General features: G+C 37.1%; 4 protein-coding genes. All 4 read left to right on the forward strand.

Going from position 1 to position 14292, the window contains the following annotated elements:
* The 4 genes from RMY64_RS23040 to RMY64_RS23055 are packed head-to-tail and all read left to right on the forward strand — an operon-like array spanning nucleotide 1 to nucleotide 14278.
* The gene (locus RMY64_RS23040; RefSeq protein ID WP_322701221.1) at nucleotides 1-2874 is read left to right on the forward strand and encodes a type I polyketide synthase; all 2874 of its coding nucleotides are present in this window, start codon (nucleotides 1-3) and stop codon (nucleotides 2872-2874) included.
* Entirely contained in the window at nucleotides 2871-5729 is a 2859-nt protein-coding gene (locus tag RMY64_RS23045; protein ID WP_322701222.1) for a type I polyketide synthase, read from the forward strand. Before RMY64_RS23040 ends, RMY64_RS23045 begins: the two co-directional genes overlap by 4 nt.
* The gene (locus tag RMY64_RS23050) at nucleotides 5726-9937 is read left to right on the forward strand and encodes an amino acid adenylation domain-containing protein (protein WP_322701223.1); all 4212 of its coding nucleotides are present in this window, start codon (nucleotides 5726-5728) and stop codon (nucleotides 9935-9937) included. Before RMY64_RS23045 ends, RMY64_RS23050 begins: the two co-directional genes overlap by 4 nt.
* Nucleotides 9938-9970: 33 nt before the next feature.
* On the forward strand, nucleotides 9971-14278 hold the full coding sequence (locus RMY64_RS23055; RefSeq protein WP_416212155.1) for a thioester reductase domain-containing protein: 4308 nt from the start codon (nucleotides 9971-9973) through the stop codon (nucleotides 14276-14278).
* Nucleotides 14279-14292 lie beyond the last annotated feature (14 nt).

Raw genomic sequence — 14292 nt, forward strand, 5'->3', positions numbered from 1 at the left:
ATGAATACACCCCCTGATATCCCTGATCGTCACTCTGTATTGAAAAATGCTTTGCTAGAGATGAAAACCCTACGTGCTAAACTCAAGATTCTTGAGTACTCGCGTAAAGAGCCCATTGCAATCATTGGCATGGGTTGTCGATTTCCAGGCGGCTCTAGTAATCCGGAGGCACTCTGGGAATTGTTGTGTAATGGAGTAGATGCAGTTGTTCCGGTTCCACAAAATAGATGGGATGTTGATAGTTTCTACGATCCGCGACCAGAAGCCCCTGGTAAAACTTATATGCAGTGGGGTGCTTTTTTAGATGAGGTGGATAGTTTTGATGCATCATTCTTTAATATTTCTCCCCGTGAAGCAGTTAGTATTGATCCTCAACAAAGGTTGCTGTTAGAGGTAAGCTGGGAGGCTTTAGAAAATGCAGGTTTAGCACCTAATCAATTATTTGGCAGTCTTACAGGGGTGTTTGTAGGTATTTGTGCTAACGATTACACTTACCTCCAAATGCAGAAAGATTATTACAAGAGTATTGATGCTTACAGAGCTACAGGCAATGCTCTTAGCGTTGCATCTGGTCGTTTATCTTACACTTTAGGCTTGAAAGGCCCTAGCCTGTCAGTTGATACAGCCTGTTCTTCTTCTTTAGTAGCTGTACATTTAGCATGTCAAAGTTTGCGAAATAGTGAATCAAATTTAGCGATCGTAGGTAGTGCGAATTTAATTTTATCACCTTACGCAAGTATTGCTTTTGCTAAATCTCGAATGTTAGCTAGTGATGGACGTTGTAAAACTTTTGATGCTGCTGCTGATGGCTTTACAAGAGGTGAGGGCTGCGGAGTAGTAATATTGAAACGCCTTTCGGATGCAATTAAAGATAGAGATAATATTTTAGCATTAATTCGGGGAACGGCTATTAATCAAGATGGAGCTAGTAGCGGTTTGACTGTTCCTAATGGGCCTTCCCAACAAATAGTTATTCGTCAGGCTTTAGCCAATGCTGATGTTAGCCCTGAACTTATTGATTATGTAGAAGCACATGGTACGGGTACTGCTTTAGGAGATCCAATTGAAGTACAAGCATTAGGGGAAGTCTTTCAAGCTCGTCCTGCTGATTCCCCCTTAGTTATTGGCTCAATAAAAACTAATATTGGGCATTTAGAAGCTGCTGCTGGAATAGCTGGGTTAATGAAAGTTGTTTTATCATTGCAGCATCAGCAAATCCCACCGCATTTGCATTTCAAAAAACCAAACACTAGAATTTCTTGGGCAGATATTCCTTTAACAGTCCCTACTAAGCTAACATACTGGAATGCTGAGAATAAGCGGCGTTATGCTGGACTAAGTTCATTTGGGTTTAGTGGTACTAATGCTCATATAATTTTTGAAGAAGCTCCAATCAAAGAACTTGAGCATGTAAAAATAGAGCGTCCTGTAAACATCCTGACTCTATCTGCTAAAAGTCCACAAGCTTTAAAACAGTTAGCAAAGCGATTTAAGCATCATTTAACTATGCACCCTTCGCAAGCATTGGCAGATGTCTGTTTTACTGCTAATACTGGACGCAGTCATTTTTCCTGCCGTTTAGCCATTGTGGCTCCTTCAGCGAGTTATATCTGTAATCAATTAGCAGAGTTTTTAGAAAAACAAGAATTTGCAGGAATGGTACGGTTTGGTAAACAAACAGACAGTCGTCCAAAAGTTGCTTTTCTGTTTACTGGACAAGGATCTCAATACTTGGAGATGGGCCGTTATCTTTACGAAACTCAAGCAACTTTTCGGAAAGTACTCGATCAATGCAACGAACTACTGCAACCAGATTTGCCACAACCATTACTCTCAGTACTTTATCCTCGATGTGATGCAACACCTTTACTGCATGAAACCCAGTATGCGCAACCAGCCCTATTCTCCTTAGAGTATGCATTAGCTGAACTTTGGCGTTCTTGGGGAGTTGTCCCTGAAGCCGTAATGGGCCATAGCGTTGGTGAGTATGTAGCGGCCTGTGTAGCCGGAGTATTCAGTTGGGAAGATGGATTGAAACTCATTGCTCAACGGGGAAGATTAATGCAGTCTTTACCTTGTAACGGTATGATGGCAGCGGTACAAACCAACAAACCACTGGTGCTTAAGGTTCTTTCAGCTTATCAGGGTTTAGTATCTATTGCTGCGGTCAATAGTCTTGAGCAGATAGTGATTTCAGGTGAGCATACAGCAATGCAAGCTGTTATTGAGGAGTTGCGATCGGAGTCTATTCCTGTCCATCTTCTACAAGTGTCTCATGCTTTCCATTCTCCTCTAATGGAGCCTATACTTAAGGAATTCCGGCAAATTGCACAGCAGGTTAAATTTAACACTCCCCAAATTCCTTTAGTTTCTAATCTCACAGGTCAGATTTGGAAATCAGGAAAGCCCCTAGATGCTGACTACTGGTGTCAACATATCCGTGAACCTGTTGAGTTTATGGCAGGAATTCAATCACTAGCTACCAATAACTATAAAATATTTGTCGAATTAGGACCAAATCCAACTCTTTCAAGATTGGGACAACAGTGCTTATCAGAAAATAATGTATTTTGGTTATCTTCTTTGGTACAGGGTCAAAGTGATTGGCAAGTTATGTTAAATAGTTTAGGTACTCTATATTGTCAGGGACGAAATCTAGATTGGGTAGGGTTTGACCAAAATTATCCACGTTACCGTATTCCTTTACCAACTTACCCTTTTGAAAGAGAACGATACTGGTTTGATGAATCACATTCATTGCCATTGAATTCATCCGACGATAAAAAAGTTTCAATAACTAAGTCTAAAGCTCCTATTCATCCTTTGTTAGGAAAACGTATATCTAACTCAGCTTCAACAGGCGACGAAAAATGACAACATCAAGTATCCCATACATTAAATTTGAAACTCAGATCAGTACGAAATACCAGCCTTATCTGTTAGAGCATCGAGTACAGGGTAAAATTATCTTCCCCTTAACTGGTTATATAGAAATGGCTCTGGCAGCAGCGACAGAAGTTTTTGGTACGGTTCAGCCTATTGCCGAAAACATTGAACTTAAAGAAGCGCTTATTTTAGCAGAAAGAGAAACGCGTAATATTAAATTTATTATTTGTTCGCAAATTTCTACTGAAACCGCTACTTTTGAGATTCTCAGTCAACGCTCAGATAATGAAGAGCTATTAAACCAATGGACTTTACACGTAAAAGGTGAGCTTCGCAATAAGACTAATGATACTAATAGTTTTATATCTGCATCATCAATATTCCTTGCAGATATAAAACAGCGTTGCTCTGAAATCATTCCCAGTTTTGCATTTTATCAGAGTTTACGCAGTCGGGGGATGGAGCATGGTCCTAGTTTTCAAGGGATACAACAAATTTATTGTGGTATAGGTGAAGCATTAGGCCAAATTTACCTACCGTCTATGCTTGCAGAGGAAGCATCTTTCTACCATATACACCCGGCATTTCTTGATGCTTGCATTCAAGTTTTAGTAGCTGCTCTCCCCTCAAATAGTTCTCAATTTTCTAGCTTTGCTACCTATTTACCCTATTGTTTAGAAAAAGTGTGCATTCACAAACCTGTTAGTACTCAGGTTTGGAGCTATGTTAATATTCGCTCAAATAACTTAGATACAAATCCTGATATTTTTGAATGTGATTTCTACTTAGTTGATGATTTAGGGGAAATTTTTGTAGAAATCTTGGGTTTAGGGTTACAGCGATTTGATAAAATTGAACACGATAAAAGTATAATTCCTTACTATCTTAAAAATTGGCTGTATCAATTACAGTGGCAACCTAAAATTGTGGAACAGACGATTAAACCACTAATAAGTAATTATGCAGGTAAATGGTTGATTTTTGTAGAGAGTGACAAAAATTTGGGTAAAGAATTAGTTGCTTTATTCCAATCCTCCAATCATAGCTATATAGTTGTTTCCCCTGGTTCTAGTTATAGTATTTCTTCAGATAAAACACAGGCTTGGATTGATCCAGAGAATTTTGAGGATTATCAGAAGTTATTGCATTATGTTGGTAGCGATCATCAAATACCCTGTCGTGGAATAATACACTTGTGGAGTTTAAACACCGAACTGGCAAACAATAATATCAATACTCTAGATACTTCTCAAAAGTTAGGTTATCAAAGCATACTTTTGCTATTGCAAAGCTTAAATAGTATTACATGGTCAGAGACACCGAAAATCTGGCTAATAACCCGTGGCGCTCAACCAGTGAAGGCAAATGTAACAGATATCAATTTAGCATCATCCCTGCTTTGGGGCATGGGTAGAGCGATGGACTTAGAACATCCTGAATGGTTTGGTGGTTTGATTGATTTAGATCCTGAAGCACCCATAGAAGAAACTTCTATTTTATTTCAAAGTATTTGCCAATCAGATGCAGATAAACAAGTTGCTTTCAGAGATGGAAAGTGTTATGTGCCGCGTTTAATACGTCAGCCCATCTCAGAAAAACCCATGCGTTCGTTCCAATGGCGCTTAAATGCTAGTTATCTTATCACCGGTGGACTTGGCGATTTGGGGCTGCAAGTTGCGCGTTGGATGGTACAGGAAGGAGCTAAAAACTTAATATTATTAGGGCGTACAAAACTGCCTCCCGCCTCTGAATGGAAGCAAATAACAACAGATAGCCATATAGCAAATAAAATTATAGCAATTCAAGAATTGCAAAAACTGGGAGCAAATGTCATTTATGCTTCTGTCGATGTTGGCAACGAAAAAGAAATATCATCTTTTATTCAGCAAATTAAGCAAGATAAATTTCCTCAAATTCGTGGTATAGTTCATCTAGCTGGAGAATTGCGTGACGGAACAATACTAAAGCTCAATAAAACTACATTTGCAGAAGCCTTACACCCTAAAGTATTAGGAGCTTGGCTATTACACAAACTATTTGCAGATGCAGATATTGACTTTTTTGTATTATTCTCTTCAGCGGCTTCATTATTGGGTTCACCAGGACAAGCTAATTATACTGCTGCCAATACCTTTCTTGATGCTTTATCTCACTATCGCCATGCTCAAGGGAAATCTGCAATTAGTATTAACTGGGGAGCTTGGGCTGAGACAGGTATGGCAGTTAGGACAAAAGCATCTGGGTATTTTGACCCCAGTATATTAGGTAGTATGACAACTCAGCAAGGGTTGGCAGCATTTAACTATCTTTTACAACAAAATTTACCCCAAGTTGGTGTATTACCTATTAACTGGGCACAATGGCAGCAAGTTTATCCAAATTTGAGCCAATCACCATTGTTTACATATGTTTTAAACGGTAGGCTTAATACAACAACCAGCGTACTGACAAGAGATACTATCTTAGCTGCAAAACCACAAGAGCGGCTTTCCCTGATAGAAACTTTGATGCATCAAGAAGTAGCTAAAGTTTTAAGAATTTTACCCTCAAAACTTGATATTCATTTACCTCTGAATCAATCAGGGTTAGATTCTCTTATGGCTCTAGAATTGAAAAATAATATCGAGGCTGCTCTAGGAATTCTAGTTCCTTTAGTGAAGTTTATTGAGGGTAATAGTACTGCACAGCTTGCCATAGAAACGCTCGAAGAACTAATGGTAACAAGCAAAAAAATAAATGAGAAAGTTCAAGCAGAAAAGTTGCTTGCAGAACTTGAACATTTATCAGATACCGAAGTAAACGAACTACTTAATAAATTAGTTTTAGAAGAGGAAGATTCATGAGCGACTCCACTAAAAATACTGCCAATCTGCCACCAGACGAGAAGCGAGCTTTATTAGCAAAAAAGTTAAGGGAAAAAGCTGAAACAGAACAAACACAATCAACAAAAACGGCTACTAAATTGCCTAGAATTGTACCTAATCCAAAGGAACGTTACAAACCATTTCCCCTGACAGATATTCAACAAGCATACTGGATTGGTCGTATGGGTGCTTTCCAGGGGGGAAATGTAGCCATTCATGCTTATATGGAAATTGAAAATACTAGTCTTGATTTAGTATCTTTAAATATCGCTTGGCAGCAATTAATTGAGCGTCATGATATGCTACGGTCAATTGTGCTTACAGATGGACAGCAACAAATATTGGCACAAGTTCCTCCTTACGAAATCAAAATCTTCGATTTACGGAACCAAGACCCTGCTGTAGTAGAAGACCATCTTTTAGTTACACGGCAGCGTTTATCTCATCAAGTACTACCATCTGAAAAATGGCCTCTATTTGAGATTTGTGCTTCTCGCTTAGATGATTCTTTGATTCGGCTCCATATTAGTATCGATGCCTTAAATATTGATATTGGGAGTTTTATGATCCTTATTCGAGAATGGGTACAAGTTTATCAAAATCCTGATATATCGCTTACTCCTTTAGAATTATCTTATCGAGATTATGTCTTGGCTTTAGAGGCTCTACGTGATTCAGACCTGTATCAAAAGTCATTAAACTATTGGCGCTCTCGCTTAGTTAGCCTTCCTCCAGCACCCGATTTACCATTTATTCAACTTAGTCAAAATACAGAGTCTTCTCAATTTTGCCGCTTCAGCTATCAACTCAATAAAGAAGCCTGGCAACGTTTAAAAGCACACGCTAGCCAAGCAGGATTAACCCCATCCGGAATATTACTAGCTGCCTACAGTGAAGTATTAACAATATGGAGTAGAATAGACCATTTTACCCTTAATGTGACGCTATTTAATCGTCTACCAGTCCATCCTCAAATCAATGACATTTTGGGCGATTTTACTTCAATTATTTTACTAGAAATAGATAATTCCGTCACAGATAATTTTATCACTCGCGCCCAAAAAATTCAAAGACAGCTTTGGAACGATTTAGAGCATCGTTTTGTGAGTGGAATTCAAGTATTACGAGAGCTAACCCATCATCTAGGGAAAACTGGTGAAGCTATCATGCCGATTGTATTTACCAGTGCGCTTGACTCGATTGGTAGTAGCCAAGGTTTAAATTCCTTAGCTCAACTTGGTGAAAAAGTCTATAGTATTAGCCAAACTCCTCAAGTCTGGTTAGATCACCAGGTATTTGAAGAAGATGGAACACTATTATTTAATTGGGATGCATTTGAAGCTATCTTCCCTGAAGGTCTACTTCAAGATATGTTTGATGCTTACTGCCAACTACTTCAGAATTTAGCCAATAAGCCTACCATTTGGACGGAAGCCAATAATTGCTTAATACCATCTGCACAACTACAACAAATAGCATTGCTCAATGGCGTTGAAGCTGATATTCCTGAAGAACTTTTACATAGTTTATTTAGCCGACGAGCAAATCAACAGCCCAACTATCCAGCCATAATTACAACTAATTTGACTCTTAGCTATGAAGAAGTAGATTGCTACTCTAACCAAGTAGGTTCACAATTACGTAACTGGGGGGCACGTCCCAATACCTTAGTAGCAATCGTCATGGATAAAGGCTGGGAGCAAATTGTTGCAGTTTTGAGTATTCTTAAATCTGGTGCGGCTTATCTGCCTATTGACCCTAACATTCCTAACGATCGCCTCTTATTATTATTAGACAACGGAGAAGTAAATATTGTACTGACTCAATCTTCGATAGACAATAAAATTCCCTGGCCCGCTCACATACATAAAATATATATAGATCAGCAACCCTTAGATGATATTAAACATCCACCGCTTAAACCTATCCAGAAACCCGAAGATTTAGCCTACGTCATTTATACATCCGGATCTACAGGACTTCCAAAAGGAGTCATGATTGAACATCGTAACGTCGTTAATAGAATTACTGATATTAATCAACGTTTTGGTATCAACCCAGGCGATCGGGCCTTAGCCCTCACATCTCTGCATCATGACCTATCAGTTTATGATATATTTGGCATTCTAACTGCTGGTGGAACTCTTGTTTTACCTGATGCCGGATTAACACGCGATCCGTCCCATTGGGTAAAATTAATATACCAAGAAAAAGTGACATTTTGGAACTCTGTGCCAGCATTTATGCAAATGTTGGTAGAGCATTTAGAAAATATACCTAATTTTCAAGACCATTTACTCCGTTCTTTACGCTTAGTTATATTATCCGGAGATTGGATTCCTGTCACACTACCTGACAGGCTCAGATCCTTAATTAATAGCGTTCAAGTTATTAGTGCGGGTGGGCCTACAGAAACAACTGTTTGGGATATTTGCTACCCAATTGTAACTGTAGATCCCAATTGGAAAAGTATTCCTTACGGTTGTCCCTTAACCAATGCCCGTTATTATATATTGAATGAAAAATTAATGCCTTGTCCTGTTTGGGTAGCCGGGCAGCTTTATATCGGCGGTGCAGGATTAGCAAGGGGTTATTGGCGCGATTCAGAAGAAACCAACAAAAAATTTATTAATCATCCCAAAACAGGTGAACGATTATATAACAGTGGCGATTTAGGAAAACTTCTTCCAGATGGAAATATTGAATTTTTAGGCAGAGAAGACTTCCAAATTAAACTTCGCGGTTATAGAGTAGAACTGGGTGAAATTGAAAAGGTTCTCTGTCAGCATCCAGAAGTAGAAAGCGTCGTAGTTACAATTACGGGTAGTCCCGGTAATGAAAGCCTAATTAGCTATATTGTTCCTAAGGATAAGCAATTAATAAGCAACGAATTACAAATTCAGATTAAGCAGAAACTACCAGAAAACTTTAATCAGCAACAGGAAAAAAATATTATTCTTGATCCTTTGAAAAGGCTTGAGTTTAAAATTAAACAGCCTGGATTAAGACAAGACTTAAATAAATCATATGTCAATCTCTCTAAGCCTGAACTCACTGAAGAATTGAAACTAAAATATATCCAACGCCGCAGTTATCGAGAATTTTTAAGCAGCCTTATTTCCCTTCATCAGTTTAGCGAATTTTTAAGTTGTCTATACAACATAGAAATAGATGCTTTACCTAAATATCAATATGCTTCTGCTGGGGGTTTATATCCAGTGCAAACTTACCTCTATATCAAGCCTAACCAAATCGAAGGGATCAAAGCAGGAATTTACTATTATCACCCTAAAGAACACTGTCTTCTTATCATCTCCGAATGCATCTTAACTAGCGAAGACATACATAGTTCAATCAATCGTGATGCATTTGAGGAATCAGCATTTTCTGTCTTTTTCATTGGACGAATGAATGCAATCACCCCTATGTATGGTGATTTATCCAAAGAATTTTGTTTACTTGAAGCTGGCTATATATCTCAATTACTGATGACTACAGCTTCAAGTCATAAAATTGGGCTTTGCCCAATAGGTGGAATAAATTTTGAAAAAATTTGCGATTTATTTCTCTTAGAGGAAAATGATATTTTTCTACATTCTTTAGTGGGAGGATTAATTAATTTTCAACCTAAAGTAAAGCAACCATTTAATACACAATTGTCCCTAAAGCCTTCACCTCAAGTATTTAAGAAGAACGATTTTTTAGATATCGATTTAAAAAAATTACTACGGCAAAAGCTACCGGATTATATGGTTCCTTCACATCTAATATTTATAGATAGTCTTCCACTAAATCCAAATGGAAAAGTAGATCGTAAATCCCTACCGCTACCAAATTATTTTAATATTAACCTTGATAAAATAGAAAATGTAGCACAACCTAATACTCAAATTATGGAAAATCTTAAAGGGATTTTTCAAGAAGTATTAGAATTAAAAAATATTGGAATTCATGATAATTTCTTTGATTTAGGCGCAAATTCAATACATATTGTTAAAGCCCATAATAAATTGCAAAATATTTTTAATAAAAACATTCCAATAATTGAACTTTTCCAGTATTCAACATTAAATTCTTTAGCCCAATACCTGAGTCAAAAAATAGAAGAAAAGCAAATTTTGCAAGAAGCTGATCAAAGGGCTGAAGCTCGTAGAGGAGCCAGTAAGCGCCGTAAAAAATCTATCTAGCCATAAAAAAATTAAATTAGAATAACCAAGAGTATGAATATGCATGAGAATTCAAACGAACTCTTTGAATATCCTGACGAGATAGCTATTATTGGTATATCTGGGCGTTTTCCCGGAGCTAAGAATATTGAAGAATTTTGGCAAAATTTAAAAAATGGAGTTGAATCAATAACTTTCTTCTCTGACAAAGAACTTCAATCAGTAGGAGTAGAAAATAGCGATTTAGCTGACCCCAACTACGTGAAAGCAGAACCCGTGCTAGCAGATATTGACTTATTTGATGCAGCATTTTTCGGTTTTAGTCCCAAAGAAGCAGAAATTACAGACCCCCAGCATCGCCTCTTTCTAAATTGTGCTTGGGAGGCTTTAGAGGATGCAGGTTATAATTCTGAATCATATAAAGGTTCTATTGGTATTTATGCAGGTACAGGAATGAGCAGTTATTTGTTCTTCAATCTTTACCCTAACCATGAACTAATAAAATCTGTAGGAAAACTTCAAACTATCATTGGTAATGATAAGGATTATTTAGTTACCCGTGTATCCTACAAACTAAATCTAAAAGGACCTAGCGTCAGCGTTCAAACTGCTTGTTCTTCATCATTAGTATCTGTACACCTAGCTGCTCAAAGTTTGCTAAATAATGAGTGCGATATGGCTTTAGCCGGTGGTGTTAGAATTTCTTCACCCCCTAAAACTGGTTATCTTTATGAGAAAGGTTCTATTCTCTCTCCTGATGGACATTGCAGAGCATTTGATGCTGAAGCACAAGGAACAATTTTCGGTAGTGGTGTTGGAGTCGTAGTCCTAAAGCGTTTAGCTGATGCTATAAACGATGGTGACTCAATTTATGCTGTTATTAAAGGTTCAGCAGTCAATAATGATGGCTCTTTGAAAATTGGTTACACAGCACCTAGTGTTGATGGTCAAGCAAAAGTAGTTGCAGAAGCTTATGCCGTAGCAGGGGTAAAACCGAAATCAATTACTTATATTGAAGCGCATGGTACAGGAACACCACTAGGTGATCCTATCGAAATATCTACTCTTACTCAAGTTTTTCAAACTAGTACTAAGGTTAAACAATTTTGTGCTATTGGTTCAGTCAAGACCAATGTTGGACACCTAGAAGCTGCCGCAGGTATCACGAGTTTAATTAAAACAGTTTTAATGATGAAGCATAAATTAATTCCACCTAGTTTGAATTTTCAGCATCCTAACCCGAGAATTGACTTTAATAACAGCCCCTTTTATGTGAATACTAAATTGAAAAGATGGGAAGTTAACCAAGGCAAACGACTAGCAGGAGTAAGTTCCTTTGGAATTGGTGGTACAAATGTTCATCTTGTTCTTGAGGAAGCCCCTATAATTGCTGAATCATCTCTACAAATAAGACCAAAGAAATTATTATTGTTATCTGCTAAAACTAGCTCCGCGCTAGAAAAAGCAACCAAGAATTTAGCTATGTATTTAAAACAATATCCTGAAATTAATATTGCTGATGTAGCCTATACGTACCAAGTAGGACGAAGAGCCTTCAATTATAGACGAATGTTAGTTTGTGATAATGTAAGCGATGCTGTCAATATATTAGAGCCAATTAATACAGATAGAGTGTATACAAGTTATGAAGAGTTAAAACAGCAGTCAATTATATTTATGTTTCCAGGACAAGGTTCACAATATGTGAATATGGCTCTGGAACTTTATAAATTTGAACCAACTTTCCGCAAACATATAGATATATGTGCAGAATTACTTAAGACTGATTTAGGTCTAGATTTAGGTGATCTACTATATCCAAGTGTAAGTGAAAGCGAAAATGCAAGACATAAGTTACGCACCACTGCCATAGCACAACCTGCACTTTTTGTAATTGAATTTGCACTAGCACAACTATGGATAGAGTGGGGTGTATGTCCCAATGCAATGATTGGTCATAGCGTAGGCGAATATGTGGCAGCTTGCCTAGCTGATGTTTTGAGTTTAAAGGATGCTTTAACCTTAGTAGCTGCTCGTGGTCGGTTAATGCAGCAAGTGCCTACTGGAGCTATGCTGAGTATTGCTATTTCGGAAGAAGAAATAATACGAGTTTTAGAAACTAGCGAACTTTCTTTAGCTGCAAATAATGCCCCTAATCTTTGTGTAGTTTCGGGAGCAGAACATCATATAGCTGAACTAGAGCAAAAAATGAAGAATGAAAATATTACTTGCCGTCGCTTAAACGCTTCCCATGCTTTTCATTCTAATAGTATGGACTTAATTTTAGAAACTTTCACTTGTTTAGTCAGTAAAATTAAGCTGTCTTCTCCTCAAATCCCCTACATTTCTAATGTAACTGGTACTTGGATTACTGCCTCAGAAGCAACAGATCCCAATTATTGGAGCAAGCATTTACGCCAAACAGTGCGTTTTATGGAAGGTATTCAGACATTGATGCAAGCACAAAACCCTATTTTACTGGAGGTTGGTCCTGGTTCAACATTAAGTACGTTGACTAAGTTAACTCTAGGGAAATCAACAGTATCAAATGTACTATATTCGATACGTCATCCTCACGATCAGCAATCAGACATAACATTATTGCTAAATACCTTAGGTCAACTATGGTTAAGGGGAATTAACATCAATTGGTCTAAATTTTATACTCATGAGCAACGCCACCGTATTTCATTACCAACTTATCCATTTGAGCAGCAACGATATTGGATTAATCCGCCAGCTATGAATCATAATCATAGCCACCAGATAGAATGCGAGCAAAAAATAGAAGATACTTATTCTTCAGATATAAAGAACACATCACTATATTCAAGACCAAACTTACATAATACGTACGTCGCACCTCTTAGCGAAATAGAACAAAAAATAGCCGAAATATGGCAAAATTTACTAGGTGTCAACCAAATCGGTATTCACGATAATTTCTTTGAATTGGGGGGGAATTCTTTAATTACAACTCAATTTATCACCCAAGTACTCAATATTTTTGATGTTGAACTTCCTCAACGTTCTTTATTGGAATCACCAACCATTGCTAAATTGGCTGAATTAGTTAATACGCTCCAAAGAAAATATCCGGAAAATCATCCATTAAATAATAATTCTATAGATTTTTTAAAGGACTCGTTGTTAGATCAAAATATTAAACTTCAAGGAATTTATTTTGAGCCAGTAGCAAATCAATTAGATAATATTCTTTTAACTGGAGCAACGGGTTTTTTAGGAGCATTTTTATTATCTGAGCTTTTAAAACAGACGGAGGGACATATTTACTGTTTAGTCCGTTCGCATAATATTAGAGAATCCAAACAGAAAATTAGACGGAATTTAGAGTATTATGGGCTTTGGCAGCGTGGTTTTAGTACTAGAATTATTCCTGTAATCGGTGATTTATCTCGTCCTTTTTTAGGGCTTACGTCTAAGCAATATCAAAAGCTTGCTAGTCAGATTGATACCATTTACCATAATGCGGCAATAGTTAATTTTACTTATCCATACTCCTTTCTCAAATCAAGCAATGTTTTAGGAACTCAAGAAATTATTAAGTTAGCTGCTCAATTTAAGGTTAAACCAGTACATTTTACTTCTTCAATTGCTGTATTTGAATCAGTTACTACCTCTGAATCTTCTATTATTCATGAAAACTATGACTTGGATAAAGTTCAAGGACTTTTTAGAGGTTATGCTCAAAGCAAATGGGTTGCTGAAAAATTAATTGTATCAGCACGTTCTAGAGGTATTCCTACTACTATATATAGGCCAGGAAATTTAGGAGGTCATAGTCAAAATGGCATAGGTAATACAAATGATTTTATCTGGAGAATGATAAAAAGCTGTATCCAGTTGGGTATTGCACCAGATTTAGATACTCTAATAGACATAACCCCTGTAAATTATGCAAGCAGTGCTATTGTTTATCTTTCGCGACAGCTAGATTCTTTAGAAAAAACATTTCACTTAGTCAATCCTCAACCTGTTAATTGGAATGATATTATTAACTGGATGATAGATTTTGGCTATGCTATTGAAAAAATTTCATATACACAGTGGCAAACAAAACTAATTCAAAACATCAATATGACTGATAATAATGCATTATATCCATTAGCCTCCCTATTTTTTGGCACAGTAAATATGTCTGAAACAGAAATATTTGCACAAATTCAAAGGCCTCAATTAGGTTGCCAAACTACTCTCCAGAGTTTAACAGGATCTTCTATAACCTGCCCGACAGTAAACGTTGATTTATTAATAGCATATTTTTCACATTTTATTGATAGTGGATTTATTAATCCTCCCACTGTAATTAAGGAGCAGAATTACAATTACTTATCTGTGTAGAAACCATGTGAATT

The organism is Nostoc sp. DedQUE08 (assembly GCF_034530895.1).
GTDB lineage: Bacteria > Cyanobacteriota > Cyanobacteriia > Cyanobacteriales > Nostocaceae > Nostoc.